Below are 18,783 nucleotides of genomic sequence, written 5' to 3' on the forward strand. Positions count from 1 at the left end.
GTTGAGACAACAGCGTCCAGGAGTCCGGGTCTGCCCCGGTCTTGCACGTCTGCTGCAAGCCGAAGGAGCAGGGTTGAGCCCCACCAGAACGCCGGTTGCCGGGCTGTCCCCGAGCGGACAACTCGTTTACGGCTGCGACTACAACCCCGAGCAGTGGGACAACACCGTGTGGCAGGAAGACGTCCGCCTCATGAAACAGGCCGGCGTAAATCTCGTCGCCGTCAATATTTTTGGCTGGGCAGAACTGGAATCAACCCAGGGCATCTTTACGTTCGACCGCCTTGACGAGATCCTGGACCTGCTCCACGCCAACGGCATTGGCGTCAACCTGGGGACGGGAACATCCTCCACACCGGCCTGGCTCACAGCGCTTCACCCGGACATCCTCCCCCAGTCGGCATCCGGAACCCGCGCCTGGCCCGGCGGGCGCCAGGCCTGGTGCCCCAGTTCCCCGCACTACCGCGAATACGCCCTCCGGCTGGTCACCGAGGTGGTGCGCAGGTACGGCGCCCATCCGGCCGTCAGGCTGTGGCACGTCTCCAACGAACTCGGTTGCCACAACGCACTGTGCTACTGCGACGTCTCCGCCGAGGCTTTCCGCGGCTGGCTGGTCACCCGGTACGGGACCCTCGAGTCGCTCAACAGCGCCTGGGGCACCGCCTTCTGGTCACAGCGGTACTCGGACTGGAGCCAAATCCTGCCGCCCCGCACCACTGTTTCCACCAGCAACCCGACCCAGGTACTGGACTTCCACCGCTTCAGCTCGGATGAACTGCTGGGTTACTACCAGTCCGAAGCCGAGGTCCTGAGGCGGCACAGCGACGTTCCCGTCACCACCAATTTCATGGTCGCCGCCCACATCCGCAACCAGGATTACTGGTCATGGGCACCGCATATGGACGTCATTGCCAATGACCATTACCTCGACCACCGGCTTGAAGACCCCACCATCGAACTGGCCTTTGCCGCCGACGCAACCAGGGGCCTCGCCCAGGGCCGGCCGTGGTTGCTCATGGAGCACTCAACGTCGGCCGTGAACTGGCAGCCCCGCAACATTGCCAAAAACCCTGGCGAGATGCTCCGCAACTCACTTGCCCACCTGGCCCGCGGCGCCGATGGGCTTTGCTTCTTCCAGTGGCGCGCTTCAGTCCAGGGCAGTGAAAAGTTCCACTCCGCAATGCTTCCCCACGCAGGAACGGATTCCCGGATCTGGAAGGAGGTGGTGGAACTCGGCGGCATACTGGAGCAGCTTGCCGAGGTAGCCGGTTCGACAGTCACGGCGGAGGCGGCCCTAATGTTCAGCTGGGAAGCGTGGTGGGCCTACGACCAGGAGTCCCACCCATCTTCAGACGTTCGGTACCTGGACCAAGTGCACGCGATGTACAAGGCACTGTGGGACGCGGGCATCACGGTAGACATCGTGGCCCCCGGCGCCGACATTTCCGGCTACAAACTCGTGGTGGTGCCCGGCTTGTACCTCGTCCGGGACAAGGAGTCAGCAGCGCTTGCGCACTACGTCAGCAGCGGCGGCCATGCCATCGTTACCTATTTCAGCGGCATTGTGGACGAAAACGAAAAGGTGTTGGCCGGCGGCTATCCCGGCGCCTTCCGGCAACTGCTCGGCATCCGGACGGAGGAATTCATCCCCCTGGCCCCGGGACAGGCCAGGACCCTCGACAACGGTGCTGATGCCTCCCTGTGGACCGAAGCGTTGCGGCTGGAGGGAGCGGAGGCAATAGCCTCCTTCACCGATGGGCCCCTCGCCGGCACGGCCGCCGTCACCCGCAACCAGCACGGGTCCGGAACGGCGTGGTACCTGGCGACGGCGCTGGACCAGGCAGCACTTCGCCACACCGTGTCCGAGGCTGCTGCCGGCGCTGGAGTGGTTGCCTATGAGTCAGCCCCAGGGCTTGAAGTCGTGGTCCGGGCAGGCCTTGACCACGACTACACCTTCCTGATCAACCACACCGAAGAAGAGCACAAGTACGCGGCCCGCGGCCACGAACTGATCGCCGGCGAAGAAGTCGCCACCGCCGTCGCCATTCCTGCGGGCGCCGTGAGGGTTGTCCGCACCGCCACATCAGCTCCCCCGACTACTGGCAAGAACACCGGCCAGAAAGATGATGAACGTGACTAGACCCATTACCGCGCCGGCAACGGCCACCGGAGTGCCGATGCCCCGGAAGTCCAAAACCACAGGCGCCCAGCGCCGCGCCGTCCTCCTGTTCGTTGCGCCATTCGGCGTCCTTTTCCTTGCCTTCTATGCGGTTCCGATCATTTTTGCCGTGGTGCAGTCGCTGCTCACCGTTGAACGCAAGGGAACATTCGGACCTCCCCAGCAGGTCTTCGGCGGGCTGGTCCAATACCAGCAGGTGTTCCAGAACAGTGAATTCTGGGAGTCTGTGGGGCGGGTACTGCTCTTCGGAGTGGTCCAGGTGCCCGTCATGCTTGGCCTTGCACTCCTCTTCGCCCTGCTGCTCGACTCGCCCCTCCTGAAGGGGACGAAGTTCTTCCGGCTGGCGTTTTTCGCCCCTTATGCCGTCCCCGGCGTCATCGCAGCGATCATGTGGGGCTTCCTCTATTCGCCGTCGCTTTCCCCTTTTGATGCCGTTACCTCGCAGGTCAACTTCCTCTCGGCAGACCTGGTCCTGTGGGCAGTGGCAAATATTGTGACCTGGGTATACGTCGGCTACAACATGCTGATCATCTACTCGTCCCTGCTGGCAATCCCAACGGAGATCTACGAAGCGGCCCGGCTGGACGGTGCCAGCAACTTCCAGATCGCCTGGCGCATCAAGATTCCCCTCGTGGTGCCGGCCATCATCCTCACCGGCGTGTTTTCCATCATCGGAACGCTCCAGCTCCTGGCGGAACCGCAGACCCTGCGCAGTTTCAGCACGGCCATCAGCAGCACCTTCACTCCCAACCTCGCCGTTTACACAACAGCATCAGTCCCGAACTACAGCCTGGCTGCAGCATTCTCGGTGGTGCTTGCGTTGGCAACATTCGTTCTTTCCTTCGTCTTCCTCAAGGCAACCCAGCGGAAGGTTTCCCAGTGAGCGCAGCAACGGCCATGACCACAAAAAAGCCGGCCACCACGGCAACCACACCCCGGGGACCCCGGCAAAGCATCATGTCCCGGGGAGCGGCCATGCTCATCATGGGCGTCTTCACGCTCTACTTTCTGACCCCCATCTGGTGGCTGCTGGTCTCCTCCTCCAAGACCGGCGGGGACATCACAGGCACCGCACCGCTGTGGTTCACCGCGGACTCCATCCCCACCTTCTTCGCCAACCTGGGCAACCTGTTCACCTACAGCGACGGCGTGTTCGGGCGCTGGCTGGCCAACAGCGCCCTCTACGCGGGGCTGGGCGCCCTGGTTGGTACCGTCATTGCCGCCATGTGCGGCTATGCCCTGGCCAAGTATGAGTTCCGTGGCCGTGAGGCCATCTTCAACGTCGTGCTCAGCGGGGTGCTGGTGCCCGCAACTGCACTCGCCCTCCCGCTGTTCCTGATCTTCAGCCAGGTGAAACTGACCAATACCCTTTGGGCAGTGTTCCTGCCCAGCCTGGTCAGCCCCTTCGGCGTCTACCTTGCCCGGATCTACGCGGCGGCAAGCGTCCCCACGGAGCTGCTGGAGGCTGCACGCCTCGATGGTTCATCTGAGGCCAGGACCTTCTTCACGGTTTCCACCCGCCTTATGGCTCCTGCCCTGGTGACCATCTTCCTGTTCCAGTTCGTAGCCATCTGGAACAACTTCTTCCTGCCCCTCATCATGCTGCGGGACCAGACACTGTTTCCGGTCACGCTGGGCCTGTATGCGTGGAACAGCCAGATCAGCCAGATTCCGGAGCTCCGGGTCCTGGTGATCGTCGGCGCCCTGGTGTCGATCCTCCCGCTGATCGCAACGTTCCTCGGGCTGCAGCGCTTCTGGAGCAGCGGCCTGGGCGCTGGAAGCGTCAAATAGCCCACAAAATTTTCCCCCCACAACCCGTCCCGCGGCCCACTGCCCCGGTACACCCACCCCACTAATAAGGAATAGAAATGCGCGTGCGTTACGGAAAAGCCACTGCCGCCTTTGCCATAGTCTCGGCGCTGTCCCTTGCGGGCTGCTCAAGCGGCGAAAGCACCTCTGCTGCCCAGGACACCACCTCCTGCAAGCCCTCCTCCGGACCGGTTGAGTTGTCCTTCACCACCTGGGTGCCTGGCATGGACAAGGTGGTGGACCTCTGGAACAAGGACCATCCTGACATCAAGGTAAAGGTCCAGACCGGGCCCAACGGCAACTCGGGCACCTACCAAAACTTCTTCAACCAGCTACAGGCGGGCAACGCCCCCGACCTGGGGCAGATCGAATACGACGCACTCCCCAACTTCCGTGTGCAGGACGGACTGGCGAACATCGCCGGCTGCGAGGGAGTGGCAGAAGCCAAGGACAAGTTCGTGGACTGGACCTGGGGCCAGGTCACCTTCAACGAGGACAAGGCCGTCTATGCCATCCCGCAGGACAGCGGTCCGATGGCGATGTTCTACCGGGCGGACCTCTTCAAGGAGGCGGGCATCAAGGTCCCCACCACCTGGGACGAATACGCTGCGGCAGCTGAGCAGATCAAGGCCCGCGGCTCCTACATCACCAACTTCCCCCGCAGCGACGTCAACTGGTTTGCCGGCAACGTATGGCAGGCGGGCGGACAGTGGTTCTCCAACACCGATGACAAGTGGGAGGTAAACCTGACCGGCAAGGAGTCCGCGAAGGTGGCCAACTACTGGCAGAAGCTGCTCGAAAAGGGCGAGGTATCCACGCTTCCCTCCTTCTCCGATGAGTGGAACGCCTCCTTCAACAAAGGCCAGCAGTGGACCTGGGTCTCTGCGGTCTGGGGCGCGTCCACCCTGGCAAGCGGAGCCCCCGACACCGCGGGCAAGTGGGCAGTTGCACCCATGCCGCAGTGGGAGGCCGGCGGAAAGGCCGCGGGCAACTGGGGCGGTTCCTCGACTGCAGTCCTCAAGGGCTCCAAGCACCCGTACGAGGCAGCCAAATTCGCGCTGTGGCTGAACACGGATCCTGAGGCGCTGGCGCTGGCCAACAAGCTCGGCGGCCTCTACCCCGCGGCCAAATCGGCAAAGGACCTCGGCGCCTTCTCCGGCGGCGTGGACTACTTCGGTGGCCAGAAGATCTACGACGTTTTCGCCGAGGCCTCGTCCAACGTGAATCCGAACTTCACCTGGGGCCCCACCATGACCAAGACCTACACCGATGTGTCGGATGGTTTCGGCAAGGCAGCCGGCGGCAGCGGCACGCTCCTGGATGCACTTAAGAGCGGCCAGCAGAAGACCGTCGATGCCCTGAAGGCGCAGTCCATCCCCGTCAAGGAATAACGAGCTGGAGGCACAGCCTCGACACAACTCCTGACAACAGAGGCCACCATCCCCGCGCCGCGGGGATGGTGGCCTTTGTTGTCAGACGGCCTTCAGGGGCACCCGCACGACTGCCGGACGTGGAGCTTTGTGGGAAATATTCTGTGCTTTGGCTTCCCGCCGCGCTTGGCTTCCACCAGGGCCTGCACGGCGGCTTCCGCCATCGCAGCCACGGGCTGCTCCATAGTGGTCAGGGGCGGCCACGAATATTCGGATTCAATGGAACCGTCGAAGGACGCGACGGCGATCTCACCCGGCACGGCCAGGCCCGCCTCATGAATGGCGCGGAGCAGGCCCACCGCCTGGGTGTCCGAGGTTGCGAATATCGCCGTGGGCCTGTTGATCGAGGCCAGCAGCCGTTGGCCGGCCGAATAGCCGCCGGGCCAGGTGAAGCCGCTGTATACGATGGGGCCCTCCGGCAGGCCTGCCTCCTGGAGCGCCTGGCGCCAACCCACCTCGCGGCCGTCCAGGCTGCCGGAAACGTTGGTGCCCATCGCCAGACCGATATTGGTGTGCCCATGACCGATCAGATGGTTCACTGCGATCCTGGCCCCTGCTGCGAGGTCCACACCGATGCTGTTGAAGCCCGGGGCATCGCGTTCCTGGTTCAGCAGCACGGCCGGGATGTCCGCCGTTTCCAGCGCTTCCAGGTCAGGTTCGAAAAGGACACTTGCCAGCAGCACGCCGTCCACCTGGCGGGCGGCGAGGTTGCGGATGTTCCGCCGCTCCTTGGACAGGTTCCCGTCGGAGTTGCTGAGCACCAGGGCGTAGCCCAGATCCGCGGCAGCGTCCTCAACAGCATGGGCCAGGAGGGAAAAGAAGGGGTTCGTGTTGTCCGGGATGATGAGCCCCAGCGTCTCGCTTGAACCCAGCTTGAGCGCCCGGGCGGCGGCGTTGGGACGGTAGCCAAGGACGCGGATGGCGTCCTGGACCTTGGCTTCCGTTGCCGGTGCCACTTTCTTGGGCCCGCCATTGACAACGTAGCTGACGACGGCGGTGCTGACGCCGGCATAACGCGCAACGTCCTTGCGGGTTACGGGGCCGCCGCGGGAGGCCTGCGCGGGCGGGGAGGTCATAGTGTCCATGCTAACTGCTGGTACCGGGCGCATCACCGAAGTCACGGATGGGAAGCCGTACGCCGTTTTGAAGTGCTGACTGGTGGGCCACGATGCCAGGCAGGGTGTAACGGGCCGCCACCCAAGCATTGACCGGCGGCAGGGTGCCGGTGTTCACGGCCGTGACAAAGTCGTCCACCAGGAAGTGGTGGCTGCCTTCATGTCCGTTGGGTGCGCCGCGGAACTCCTCCGGGAGCCGTTCTGCGTCGTGGACGGGCGAGAGTCCGGAGACGAAGGCGTCGCGAAGCTCCGGGGCCACGTTTGCCAGGGAGGGGTCGTCCAGGGACATGCTGGGACGGGTCTCCATCTGCTCGGAGATGTCATGGACGTTTTGTTTGTCCTGCCAGACCGTAACCTTGGCAAGCTGTTCGAAGCTCGCCTCCGTGCCGAAGAACCTGAAGCGGGACTCACGGATATGGGAGGGATAGCCCACGCGGCGCATCTCGTTGGTTCGCATCACGCCGCCGTCGTTCAGTTCGAACAGTGCGGTGGCGTTGGAAAAGTCGTTGCCGAACATACTGATGTCCCTGTTGAAGACGCCGTCGTTCCGGTCGTCGCGGACTCCAACGCAGCTGACGCTGACGGCGTGTCCTGGAATGGCACCCAGCACACCACCGATTGCGTGGGTGGGGTACAGCATCGGCGGGTAGCTGGCGGTCTCCTTCCACCGCTCACCCCCGCTGTACTGGTAGGCGTCGTAGAAGCCCAGGTCCATGTCATGGACGTAATCGCCCTCAGAGTAGAAGATTCGCCCGAACCTGCCGGCCGCCTGCTGTTCGCGGGCATACACCGTAGCGGGGTTGTAGTAGCTGGTCTCCCCCATCATGTACACCAAGCCGGTTTCCCGGACGGACTGGATGATGCGGGCGATCTCCTCTTCCGATACCGCCATGGGTACTGCTGAGTAGACGTGCTTACCTGCCCGGAGCGCCTGTTCGACCAGCGGGCCGTGGGTCCAGCGCTGGGTGAAGATGGCAACGGCATCAACGTCGGAGGCGAGGAGCTCCGCGAAGTCCGCCTTGGCCCCTGCCAAGTGGTACCGCTCCACAGCCTCGGCCGCGCGCTCGGGCCGCTCGTCCACCACGAAGACGTCGCTGACGCCGGGGTGGAGGTTGAAAAGGTGCGCGAACTGTCCGCCGAACTGCCCAACGCCGAGTACGCCGATCGAAAACGCCATTGTCTGCCTTCCATTTGAAGTTTCCCTGAGTGTTTCATCACTATCTACTCGAGTCAATATCCATTTACTGGCGAAAACATCAAGAAAACTAAACCTCATAGGGTCTCTTGCGATCCTCTTATCTACTCGTGTAGATTGCTACCCAGCTTGTTACTTCCATCACACTCAGGAAAGGGTCGACGATGACCACCCTTACCAGGAACGCCAGCCGGACGGAGCACTCAGTGCACCGGCCCCTGAAGCGCAGGGGACAAAGCGACCTGAAGATCGCACTGCTCTTCATCGCCCCGGCCATGATCGGATTTATCGTTTTCTACCTGGTGCCCACCCTGCGGGGCATCTACCTCAGCTTCACCGAATACAGCATCCTCGGTGACCCAACATGGATTGGCACTGCCAACTATGAAGCCATCGCCAAGGACCCTCTGTTTTGGAACGCCCTGGCGGTCACCGCGCAGTACGTCCTGATCAACATCGTCCTGCAGACTGCCCTGGCACTCGGGCTGGCGCTGCTGATGCACCGGGTGGCCAAGTCAACCCTGATCCGCGGCGCACTCCTGTTGCCGTACCTCATGGCAAACGTGATCGCCGCCCTTCTCTGGTTCTGGCTCCTCGACTACCAGATCGGCATCGTCAATTACTTCATTGAGGCATTCGGCCTGCCCAAGGTGGCATTCTTCGGCAGCGAGGAATGGGCCATCCCCACCCAGGCCCTGATCAACACCTGGCGGCACATGGGCTACACGGCACTGCTCCTCTTCGCCGGCCTGCAGGCCATCCCCAGCCACGTCTATGAAGTGGCCAACCTGGACGGCGCCTCCCCCTGGCAGACGTTCCGCAAAATCACCATGCCGCTGCTCCGGCCGGTGCTTGCGCTGGTGCTGATCGTCACCGTGATCGGCTCCTTCCAGGTGTTCGACACCGTAGCCGTAACCACCATGGGCGGCCCCGTCAACGCCAGCCGGGTGCTGCAGTTCTACATCTACCAAAAGGCCTTCACGGAATCGGACTTCGGCTACGGCTCCGCCCTGGCAGTCATCCTCTTCGTCATCCTCGCCCTGGTGGCCTTCATCCAGATGAAGTTCCTCAAGGGCAACGAATCAGACCTGGACTAAGGACACTTCCATGACCACCGCAAAAGTCTCCGCACCCGCCCGGGCAACCGCCCGCCGTCGGACGTTTACCTGGCGCCGCGGCGGCGCCTGGCTCCTCGTAGCCCTCGCCGTTGCCGTCTCGGTCCTCCCGTTCTACTGGATCCTCCGGACCGCGCTGTCCACCAACGGGGCCTTGGCCGGCAACGCCACCAACCTGCTCCCTGCAGACTTCAACCTCGGCGCATTCCAGCGCGTTTTCGGCCTGCAGTCCCCGGAAGAGGCCGTGGCCCAGGGCGGATCCGGTGCCCAGATCGACTTCTGGATCTACCTGCGCAACTCCGTCCTGTTCGCCTCCATCACCACTACCGGCGCCGTGTTCTTCAGCGCCATGGCCGCCTACGCGTTTGCCCGGCTGCGGTGGCGGGGACGGAACCTGGTCTTCAGCCTGTTCCTGGCCACCATGATGGTGCCACCGATCTTCACCGCGCTGCCCAACTTCCTGCTCATCAAGAACCTGGGCCTGCTCAACACCATGGTGGGACTGGTGCTCCCCTATATCTTCATGACCCCGTTCGCCATCTTCTTCCTCCGGCAGTTCTTCCTGAACATGTCCCGCGAGGTGGAGGAAGCGGCAATGCTCGACGGCGCCAAGCACCTTCGGATCTTCTTCCAGATCATCCTGCCAAACGCCGCAGCCCCCATCGCCACCCTTGCCCTGCTCACCTTCATCGGCCAGTGGAACGAATACTTCTGGCCCCTCCTGGTGGGCCAGGACGAATCCGTCCGGGTCCTCACGGTGGGCCTGGGCGTCTTCAAGTCGCAGTCGCCGCAGGGCGCCCCCGACTGGTCCGGACTCATGGCGGCCACCCTGGTATCCGCCCTTCCCGTGCTCATCCTGTTCGCCATCTTCGGCAAGAAAATCGTCAATTCCATCGGTTTCTCCGGCATCAAGTAGCAGTAACCCTCCCCACGCAACTCCCCAACACCCTGTCCCGGCACAGGCCATGGCGGCGTGCCCGGAAACACCTTGAAAGGACCTGTAATGAAAATGAACAAAAAAGCGCTCGGCTCCCTGGCAGCAGCCGCTGCCGCAGTACTGGCACTCTCGGCCTGCGGAAGCGGTGGATCCTCGGAAGCCGGCAAGGGCGAAATCAACTACTGGCTCTGGGACGCAAACCAGCTGCCGGCGTACAAGCAGTGCGCCGACGACTTCCACAAGGCCAACCCGGACATCACCGTCAAGGTCACCCAGCGCGGCTGGGACGACTACTGGGGCACCCTCACCAACGGCTTCGTGGCGGGCACCGCCCCTGACGTCTTCACTGACCACCTGGGCAAGTACCCGGAATTCATCAAGAACAAGCAGCTGCTGGCGCTGGATGACGCCGTCAAGAAGGACAACATCGACACCAGCGTCTACAACTCCGGCCTCGCCGACCTGTGGGTGGGACAGGACGGCAAGCGCTACGGACTGCCCAAGGACTGGGACACCATCGCGCTGTTCTACAACACCAAGCTCGCGGCCGACGCCGGCGTCACGCCTGAACAGATGGCCAGCCTCACGTGGAACCCCCAGGACGGCGGCACCTACGAAAAGACCATCGCCCACCTGACCGTGGACAAGAACGGCAAGCGCGGCGACGAACCCGGCTTCGACAAGAACAACGTGGCGGTCTACGGGCTGGGCCTCAACGGCTCCGGCTCCGGACAGGGCCAGACCGAGTGGAGCTACCTGACAGGCACCACCGACTGGACGCACACCGACAAGAACCCCTGGGGCAAGCACTTCAACTACGACGACCCCAAGTTCCAGCAGAGCATCGACTGGTTCGCCGGCCTGGTGGAAAAGGGCTACATGCCCAAGCTCGAAACCACGGTTGGCGCCAGCATGGCTGATACCTTTGCCGCCGGAAAGTCCGTCATCAACGCCAACGGCTCCTGGATGATCGGCCAGTACACCGGCTACAAGGACATCAAGGTGGGCATCGCCCCCACTCCCGTCGGAGTCAACGGCAAGCGCGCCAGCATGTATAACGGCCTGGCGGACTCCGTCTACGCCGGCACCAAGAAGCCTGAAGCCGCCATCAAGTGGGTGGAGTACCTGGGCTCCGCCGCCTGCCAGGACGTGGTCGCCTCCAAGGCCGTCGTCTTCCCCGCCATCAAGACCTCTGCCGACAAGGCCGTTGAAGCCTTCAAGGCCAAGGGCGTGGACGTGACCCCCTTCAGCGAGCAGGTCAAGGACGGCACCACGTTCCTGTACCCGATTGCGGACAACGCCGCCAAGGTTGACGGCATCATGAAGCCGGCCATGGACTCGGTGGTGTCCGGCAAGGCACCAGCCAGCTCCCTCACCCAGGCCAACGACCAGGTCAACGCCCTGTTCAAGTAGCCCTCAGTATGTGGTTGCGTATGTGGTCGCAACCACCGGCCGGATGCCTCCGCTTCCACCTCGCGGCGGCGGCATCCGGCCACCCCTTTCCCTTGCTTTCTCCCGTGCGTAACTTAAGATGCACCCCTTGAACACTGAAAGAGATCCTATGGAACCCCTCAACCTCCGTTCCGCCGGCACCAGCCTGGTGATTAGCTTCGACAGCGGGGAGGCCGAGGTCATCCACTGGGGTGCCGACTTGGGCGACGCCCTGCCGGACCTCGCGATCCTGGCCACGCCCGTGGGGCACTCCTCCATCGACGCCCGCGTCCCTGCCGGCCTCCTTCCCCAAGCCTCTTCCTCCTGGCGCGGCCGCCCGGCCCTGCGCGGCCACCGGATCAGCGACGGCGCGGCCGGCCTTGACTTCTCCTCCCGCCTCCGCGTCACGTCCGTCAGCCCCGAAGGGGCATCGGCCACCATTGAACACGCCGACGCCGACACCGGCATCGGCGTAACAACCTCCCTCACGCTGCACCCCGGCGGGCTGCTGGAACTGCGGCACACCGTCACCAACAACGGCACCACGCCCTTCCAGGTGGACGAATTGGCAACCGTCCTCCCGGTGGGACCGGACGCCGTCGAACTTTTGGACCTGACCGGGCGCTGGTGCCGGGAACGCCACCCGCAGCGGCACCGGATCCAGCAGGGCACCTGGGTACGGACCGGACGGCACGGCCGCACCGGGCACGATTCCTCCCTGCTGTTCGCCGCCGGCACCCAAGGCTTCGGCAACCGGCACGGCAAGGTCTGGGCGACGCACCTGGCCTGGAGCGGCAACCACGAACAGTTTGCGGACACCATCGGTGACGGCCGGACCATGATCGGCGGCTCGGAACTCCTGGGCCCTGCCGAAGTCATCCTGGCAGCGGGCGGCAGCTACACCACGCCCGCCCTGTTCGCCGCCTACTCGGACCGGGGCCTGGACGGTATCACTGAAGCCTTCTACAGCTGGTTCCGCTCCCGCCCGCACCACGTGCTGCCCGCCGCAGCCACCGGGCTGCCCGCCGGCAAACCGCGCCCGGTGGTGCTGAATACCTGGGAGGCTGTGTACTTCGACCACAACCTGGACACCCTGATCGAGCTGGCCGACTCCGCCGCGGACCTCGGCGTGGAGCGCTTTGTGCTCGACGATGGCTGGTTCCGCGGGCGGCGCGACGACCGCGCAGGCCTGGGCGACTGGTATGTGGACGAGACGGTGTGGCCGGACGGCCTGGCGCCGCTGATTGACGCGGTCACCTCCCGCGGCATGGAGTTCGGCCTGTGGGTGGAACCGGAAATGATCAACCTGGACTCGGACATCGCCCGGGCGCACCCCGAATGGATCGTGGGTCCCTCGGCCGCCGCGCACAAGGACGGCGGCCGGCTGCCGCTTGAGTGGCGCAACCAGCATGTCCTCGACCTGGTGAACCCCGAAGCCTGGCAGTACGTCTTTGACCGGATCGACGCCCTGCTGGCCGGCAACAACATCAGCTACCTGAAGTGGGACCAGAACCGGGACCTCACGGAACACGGCCACGGCGGCCGCGCTTCCGTCCACGAACAAACCCTTGCCGCCTACCGGCTGTTTGACGCACTCCGCCAGGCCCACCCCGGCGTCGAAATTGAAAGCTGCTCCTCCGGCGGCGCCAGGGTGGACCTGGGCATCCTGGAGCGGACGGACCGGATCTGGGCGTCGGACTGCAACGACGCGCTGGAGCGGCAGACCATCCAGCGCTGGACGGAGGCCGTGGTTCCGCCGGAACTCGTGGGCAGCCACATCGGGCCCACCACCTCGCACACCACCGCCCGCACCCACGACCTGTCCTTCCGTGGCATCACGGCACTGTTCGGCCACTTTGGGATGGAATGGGACGTGCGCAGCGTACAGGGCAAGGAGCGCGAGGAGCTGCGGCGCATCGTGGCCCTGTACAAGGAGCACCGGGACCTGATCCACAGCGGCCGTGCCGTCCATGCGGACGTTGCGGACGATTCCTTCCTGCTGCACGGCGTGGTGGCGGACAGCTCCGTGGCGGCAGGGACGACGGCGGCCCTGTTCGCCCTGGTCAGCACGCGTACCTCGGCTGCCGAGCAGCCGGGGCGGATGGGCATTCCGGGACTCGATGATGCGCGCAGCTACCGCGTGGAGGCGGTCTTCCCCACCGCAGAGGACGCCGACTACCGCCACACGTTCACCCAGGCCCAGCCGCCGGCATGGCTGGCCGAGGGTGCGGTGGCCAGCGGCAGGTTCCTTGCCGAAGTCGGCCTGCCGATGCCCATCCTGAACCCGGAGCACGCGCTGCTGCTGAAGGTCACAGCCCTCTAACAGTCTTCATCACCGTCGATTGCTGAGTACTTGTCGTTTACAGGCCTGAAAACGACAAGTATTCAGCAGCCGGTGGGAGGGAGTTGCGTAAGAATGCGCGGCGGGCCGGGCCACCCGATAGATTTGCAGGCATGACTGAAGCCTCCTCCACTGTCGAAGCCGGCCGCGGCACCATCCTGGTCATCAACGGCCCCAACCTGAACCTCCTCGGAACCCGTGAGCCGGAGAAGTACGGCACCTCAACCCTTGCCGACGTGGAACAGCTGGCAGCGGCCGCTGCCAAGGCGCACGGATTCGCGGTGGAATGCCTTCAGTCCAACCACGAGGGCGTCCTGCTGGACGCCATCCACGCCGCCCGGGGCACCGCCGCGGGCATCGTCCTGAACGCCGGCGCCTTCACGCACACCTCCGTGGCACTCCGTGACGCCCTGGCAGCCGTCCAGCTTCCCGCCGTCGAGGTTCACATCACCAACGTCCACCAGCGCGAGGAATTCCGGCACCACTCCTACCTGTCGCCGGTCTGCGCGGCAGTAATCGTGGGTGCCGGTGTGTTCGGCTACAAGCTGGCCATCGACTACCTGGCCGAGGTCCTCTGACCGGCAGGTCCTACTGCTGGACCTGCCCTACTTCTGAATGCACTGTCCGGAGGAAACCGGGGAGGACAGTCCCGGCGCCTGCTCTGCCACAGGCTCCAGGTCATTCATGGTGATGGCGAACCCTACTTCGGCATCCGAGGTTGCCTTAGCGAACACCACCCCGGCCACCTGGCCGTCGGTGGTGAGCAGCGGGCCGCCCGAATTTCCGGGCTGCACGTCCCCGGCCAGGCGGTAGATGTCCTCCGGCGAGGGGTTGTTGCCGTAAATGTCCGGGACCAGGACGGTGGCTATGTCCTGGACGGTGGCAGGCTTGGACTGGAAGGGACCGCCGTGCGGGTACCCCGCGAATGCAGCCTGGCTGCCGCCGGGCAGGTCGCGGCTAAGCGGCAGCGGCCGGGAGGGCAGGTTATCCACTGCCAGGACTGCCAGGTCGTGCTTGGTGTCGAAGTAGACCACCCGGCCGGGCATGGCACCGCCGTCGGGCATTTCCACCACGGGCTGCGAGACGCCGGCCACCACGTGCGCGTTGGTCACCACGCGGTCATCGGAGACCACGAAGCCGCTGCCGGTCTGGTTCTGGCCGCATTCGTAGGCCGTGCCCGCAATCCTCAGGACGGACTGGGCAGCCTTGTTGAGCGCCGGCGTGTTGGTGCTCGTGTTGGGCACCTGGACCGCCTGGCCCTGGTCCAGCCCTTCAATCAACGTGGGAATGCCGTTGCCGATCACAGTGGAACGCAGCTGCGCCATGGTGGCCTTGACCGGCGTGGGAGTGAGCCCGTCGATGAAGCGGATCACCTTGGATTCGGCCAACTGCTGGGACACAACAGGCACGCCGAGGGAGCTGACGCTGAATGCCAGCATGGACATCACCAGCGCGGCGACCACAAGGTTCAGCGCCCCGCCCACCAGGCGGTCCACCGCGCGCAGCGGCCGGATCCGAACCACGCCGCGCAGTTGCCGGCCCACCATGGTCCCCAGGCCGTGTCCCAGTGCCATGAGTACGACGGCGGCGGCGATGATGGCGGTGAGCCGCCATCCTGAATCCTCAACGAAGGTGCTGACGAGGGGGACGGCGAAGAAGGCTGCGATGGCGCCGGCAGCAAAGCCCACGAGGCCGCCGACCGTGACCAGGAACCCGTTGCGGAGGCCGTAGATCAGGTATGACAGCAGCGCCAGGATCAGGACAATGTCCAGGACAGTCAGGCCGACCACAAAGGCTCCTTATTAACAGTTGAACCTCCATTCTAGTGGGGGGTGGCTGACAATCTTCTGTGGCCTGCCGCCCCCTCCGGAAGACCGGCTGTGCACTGCCCGCAGGTGTTTCGGCTGCCAAGTTCGTCACAGAACCTTGAAAATTCTGAAACAATGGCAAAAGCGCCACAGCCGATACTTTTACGTAGGAGATTTCATGGACATCGAGGTACTGCGCCGAGCACCCCTTTTCGCCACGCTCGACGACGACGCATTCCGTCTGCTGACGGACGAGCTCACCGAGGTGGACCTTTCCCGCGGCGCGTCGGTGTTCCGCGAGGGCGACCAGGGTGACCAGCTGTACTTCATCGTCTCCGGCAAGGTGAAGCTCGGCCGCACCTCCCCCGACGGCCGCGAGTCCCTCCTGGCCATCCTTGGCCCGGGTGAGCTCTTCGGCGAGATGGCCCTGTTCGATCCGAGTCCCCGCACGGCTACTGCCACCGCGGTGTCCGAGACCCGCCTGGCCGGGCTGAAGAACGAAAGCCTCAACACCCTGCTCCGCACCCGCCCGGAGGTCTCGGCCCAGCTGCTGCAGGCCCTGGCCCGCCGCCTGCGCCGCACCAACGATTCCCTCTCCGACCTCGTCTTCTCCGACGTCCCGGGGCGCGTGGCCAAGGCCCTGCTGGATCTTGCAGACCGCTTCGGCCGGCCGGCAACCGACGGTGTCCTGGTGGCACACGAGCTCACGCAGGAAGAACTGGCCCAACTGGTGGGCGCCTCCCGCGAAACGGTCAACAAGGCCCTGGCCGAGTTCGTCCAGCGCGGCTGGCTCCGCCTCGAAGCCCGCGCCGTGGTCATCCTGGACATGCAGCGCCTCCGCCAGCGCTCGCGCTAAATAAAGCTGGAACCCAACAAAAAAGCCGCCCGAGGGGGCGGCTTTTTTGTTGCCGGAGGTTCGTTGACCCGCCGTCGGATCAGCTCTTCGCCACGTCCAGTTCGACGACGGCCCACGAGAGGGCGGGAAGGCTGAGCCGCAGCTCGGAACCGTTTGCCTTTGCTCCCTCCAGCGGCTTGAGGCCCACCCGGTCGGGGTTTTCCTGGCTGTTGATGGTGAAGCGGTCGCCGCCTTCCGGGATTTCCAGGACCTCAGCACGGACTACCCGTTGGGCGTCGAAACCGCGCAGGCTGACCTCCACGTCGGCCGCTTCTTCAAGGCCCCGGTTGGCGAAGAAGAGCGCCACGCGGCCGGTCTCCTCGTTCCAGGTGGCACTGACATCCACGAGGTCCGTGCCGCCAAAGCGCTCATTTTCGTACTTGTCCGAGTCAACGGACAGCCGCAGGATCTGGCCCTTGGCGAGTTCTGCCATCCGGGAGAAGGGGTGGAAAATGGTTTGCCGCCAGGCCGGTCCGTTCTCTTCGCTGAAGATGGGGCCGATGACGTTGACCAGCTGCGCCTGGTTGGCGATCTTGACGCGGTCGCCGTGGCGGAGCAGCGAGTTAAGCAGGGTGCCCACCACCACGGCGTCGGTCACGTTGTACTTGTCCTCGATGAGTCGCGGGTGCTCCCGCCAGCCGGCCTTGGCGACGTTCCGCAACTGGTCCTCGGTGTCCCTGCCGCGCTGGTACCAAACGTTCCATTCGTCGAAGGAAAGGTTGATGTGCTTCTTGTGCTTTCCCTTCGCCCGGACGGCATCGGCAGTTGCGATGACTGATTCGATGAAGTAGTCGGTATCAACTGCGCTTGCGAGGAAGCTGCCAGCGTCACCTTCATACTCGTGGTAGTAGGCGTGCAGTGACACGTAGTCCACCTCGTTGTAGGCGTGTGTCAGGACAGTCTGCTCCCAGTCGCCGAACGTAGGCATGCGCGAATTGGAACTTCCGCAGGCCACCAGCTCGATGCCAGGGTCAACATAACGCATGGCCTTGGCAGCCTCCTGTGCCAGGCGGCCGTATTCGTCGGCGGTCTTGTGGCCAATTTGCCACGGCCCGTCCATCTCGTTGCCCAGGCACCAGAGCTTGATGTTGAACGGGTCCTTGTGGCCGTTCTTTGCGCGCAGGTCGGAGAGGCGGGTGCCGCCGGGGTGGTTGGCGTACTCCACGATTGCCCGGGCGGCGTCTACTCCCCTGGTGCCGAGATTGATGGCTTCCATGATTTCGGTTCCTGCCTGGCGGGACCAGTCCACGAACTCGTGGAGGCCAAAGGCGTTCGTTTCCACCGTGTGCCACGCGCCATCAAGCCGGCGCGGGCGGTCCTCCCGGGGACCGATCCCGTCTTCCCAGTCATAGCCGGAAACGAAGTTGCCGCCGGGATAGCGGATCACGGTGGCGCCCAACTCCTTGACGAGCTTGAGGACATCCTGGCGGAAGCCGTTCTCGTCGGCCTCCGGGTGGCCCGGTTCAAAGATGCCGGTGTAGACGCAGCGGCCCATGTGCTCCACGAAGGAGCCAAACAGCCGGCGGGGCACTTCACCAATGGTGAAGTCGCGGTCGAGGGTGATTCTGGCGCGGGACATGAGGACTATCTCCTTGGTTGTGCAGCAGGTACGGGGTGAAAAGTGACGGTGGGCATCAGGTGCCGGCGAGGCCCGTCGTCGCAACGCCCTTGATGATCTGGCGCTGGAAGAACAGGAAGACCAGGATCAGGGGCAGGGCCGCGAGCAACGCGGACGCCATGTTCTGCGCGTACTGGATGCCATAGGCGCTCTTGATGGTCTGCAGGCCCACCGGGAGGGTGAGGAGGGACGGGTCGTTGGTGGCGATGAACGGCCACAGGAAGTTGTTCCAGGCGCCGATGAACACGAAGATGGCGACGGCGGCCAGGATGGGCCGGGACAGCGGCAGGATTATCTGGGTGAAGATCCTCATCCGGCTGGCGCCGTCCATCACTGCGGCTTCTTCAAGTTCGCGGGGAATCTGGTCGAAGAACTTCTTGAGCACGAACACCATGGCGGGGTGGATGACCTGCGGCAGGATGATGGCCCAGGACGTATCGATCATGTGGAGGGCGAGCATCTGGTAAAACAGCGGAATGATTAGGACCGGCGGAGGGACGATGATGGAGGCGATGATCACGGTCATCAGCACCTTCCTTCCCTTGAAGTCGATCCGGGACAAGGCGTACGCCACGAGCGACGAGATCACCAGCGTGACGGCCGTGATGGCCGCCGAAGTGTAAAGCGAATTCCAGGTCCAGAGTGGGATGTTGCCGTCCTGGAACACCTTCACGAACGCGTCGGCGGTAAAGCCAGACGGCGGGATCCAGTTGATTTTCGGCGAGGCGGCATCCGTCTCGCTCTTGAACGCCGTAACGGTCGCCCAGGCGAAGGGGACCAGCCACAGGACTGCGATAACGGCGGCGACAATTACGGCAGCGACCTTGCCGGCCGACATCTTCCTGTGTGGCTGGCGGACGGCTGGGCTGGTGCTTGTGCCCAATGTGGCACGGTTGAGGGTCTGGGTTGCCAT

At 64.2% G+C, this 18,783-nt stretch carries 15 protein-coding genes; 10 read left to right on the top strand and 5 right to left on the bottom strand.

The annotated features are described in order from the left end of the window. The first annotated feature begins 73 nt into the window (after positions 1 to 73). The 4 genes from LFT46_RS16935 to LFT46_RS16950 all read left to right on the top strand — a co-directional run bounded on the left by LFT46_RS16935 (position 74) and on the right by LFT46_RS16950 (position 5,376). Positions 74 to 2,137, top strand: a complete 2,064-nt coding sequence (locus LFT46_RS16935) for a beta-galactosidase (RefSeq protein WP_236799585.1) — start codon at positions 74 to 76, stop codon at positions 2,135 to 2,137. After that, entirely contained in the window at positions 2,124 to 3,059 is a 936-nt protein-coding gene (locus tag LFT46_RS16940; RefSeq protein ID WP_442863655.1) for a carbohydrate ABC transporter permease, read from the top strand. Before LFT46_RS16935 ends, LFT46_RS16940 begins: the two co-directional genes overlap by 14 nt. 74 nt (positions 3,060 to 3,133) lie before the next feature. After that, complete coding sequence (locus LFT46_RS16945) at positions 3,134 to 3,967, top strand: carbohydrate ABC transporter permease (protein WP_373462131.1); 834 nt, start codon at positions 3,134 to 3,136, stop codon at positions 3,965 to 3,967. 77 nt (positions 3,968 to 4,044) lie between these two features. Then, entirely contained in the window at positions 4,045 to 5,376 is a 1,332-nt protein-coding gene (locus tag LFT46_RS16950; RefSeq protein ID WP_236799586.1) for an ABC transporter substrate-binding protein, read from the top strand. A gap of 92 nt (positions 5,377 to 5,468) precedes the next feature. Here LFT46_RS16950 and LFT46_RS16955 read toward each other — a convergent pair whose 3' ends face one another. Both LFT46_RS16955 and LFT46_RS16960 read right to left on the bottom strand, forming a co-directional pair. After that, positions 5,469 to 6,491 carry a LacI family DNA-binding transcriptional regulator gene (locus tag LFT46_RS16955; RefSeq protein ID WP_236799587.1) on the bottom strand — a complete coding sequence of 341 codons (1,023 nt, stop codon included), beginning with the start codon at positions 6,489 to 6,491 and terminating at the stop codon, positions 5,469 to 5,471. Between the two features lie 10 nt (positions 6,492 to 6,501). Beyond that, a complete protein-coding gene (locus LFT46_RS16960) occupies positions 6,502 to 7,707 on the bottom strand; it encodes a Gfo/Idh/MocA family protein (RefSeq protein WP_236799588.1) in 1,206 nt (401 codons plus the stop codon). A gap of 182 nt (positions 7,708 to 7,889) precedes the next feature. Here LFT46_RS16960 and LFT46_RS16965 point away from each other — a divergent pair, with 182 nt between their 5' ends. The 5 genes from LFT46_RS16965 to aroQ all read left to right on the top strand — a co-directional run bounded on the left by LFT46_RS16965 (position 7,890) and on the right by aroQ (position 14,127). Continuing rightward, positions 7,890 to 8,822 (top strand): carbohydrate ABC transporter permease, encoded by a 933-nt coding sequence (locus LFT46_RS16965; protein WP_236799589.1) that lies wholly within the window; start codon positions 7,890 to 7,892, stop codon positions 8,820 to 8,822. Positions 8,823 to 8,832: 10 nt separating this feature from the next. After that, positions 8,833 to 9,756, top strand: coding sequence for a carbohydrate ABC transporter permease (locus tag LFT46_RS16970; RefSeq protein ID WP_236799590.1), 924 nt, complete (start codon positions 8,833 to 8,835; stop codon positions 9,754 to 9,756). A gap of 93 nt (positions 9,757 to 9,849) precedes the next feature. After that, positions 9,850 to 11,190 (top strand): ABC transporter substrate-binding protein, encoded by a 1,341-nt coding sequence (locus LFT46_RS16975; RefSeq protein ID WP_236822068.1) that lies wholly within the window; start codon positions 9,850 to 9,852, stop codon positions 11,188 to 11,190. Positions 11,191 to 11,338: 148 nt separating this feature from the next. Beyond that, positions 11,339 to 13,531 carry an alpha-galactosidase gene (locus LFT46_RS16980; protein WP_236799591.1) on the top strand — a complete coding sequence of 731 codons (2,193 nt, stop codon included), beginning with the start codon at positions 11,339 to 11,341 and terminating at the stop codon, positions 13,529 to 13,531. Positions 13,532 to 13,662: 131 nt separating this feature from the next. After that, positions 13,663 to 14,127: a type II 3-dehydroquinate dehydratase gene (gene aroQ / locus LFT46_RS16985; RefSeq protein ID WP_236799592.1), complete on the top strand. Its 465-nt coding sequence runs from the start codon at positions 13,663 to 13,665 to the stop codon at positions 14,125 to 14,127. A 27-nt stretch (positions 14,128 to 14,154) separates the two neighbouring features. Here aroQ and LFT46_RS16990 read toward each other — a convergent pair whose 3' ends face one another. Next, a complete protein-coding gene (locus LFT46_RS16990; protein WP_236799593.1) occupies positions 14,155 to 15,339 on the bottom strand; it encodes a MarP family serine protease in 1,185 nt (394 codons plus the stop codon). A 196-nt stretch (positions 15,340 to 15,535) separates the two neighbouring features. Between LFT46_RS16990 and LFT46_RS16995 the strand changes: the two genes are divergently transcribed. After that, positions 15,536 to 16,213: a Crp/Fnr family transcriptional regulator gene (locus LFT46_RS16995; protein ID WP_013602309.1), complete on the top strand. Its 678-nt coding sequence runs from the start codon at positions 15,536 to 15,538 to the stop codon at positions 16,211 to 16,213. Positions 16,214 to 16,292: 79 nt separating this feature from the next. Here the strand turns inward: LFT46_RS16995 and arfA are convergent, their stop codons facing one another. After that, positions 16,293 to 17,831, bottom strand: coding sequence for an arabinosylfuranosidase ArfA (gene arfA, locus LFT46_RS17000; RefSeq protein WP_236799594.1), 1,539 nt, complete (start codon positions 17,829 to 17,831; stop codon positions 16,293 to 16,295). Between the two features lie 55 nt (positions 17,832 to 17,886). Beyond that, complete coding sequence (locus tag LFT46_RS17005; RefSeq protein ID WP_236799595.1) at positions 17,887 to 18,783, bottom strand: carbohydrate ABC transporter permease; 897 nt, start codon at positions 18,781 to 18,783, stop codon at positions 17,887 to 17,889.

It is taken from the genome of Arthrobacter sp. FW306-07-I (genome assembly GCF_021800405.1).
In the GTDB taxonomy this organism is placed as follows: Bacteria; Actinomycetota; Actinomycetes; order Actinomycetales; family Micrococcaceae; genus Arthrobacter.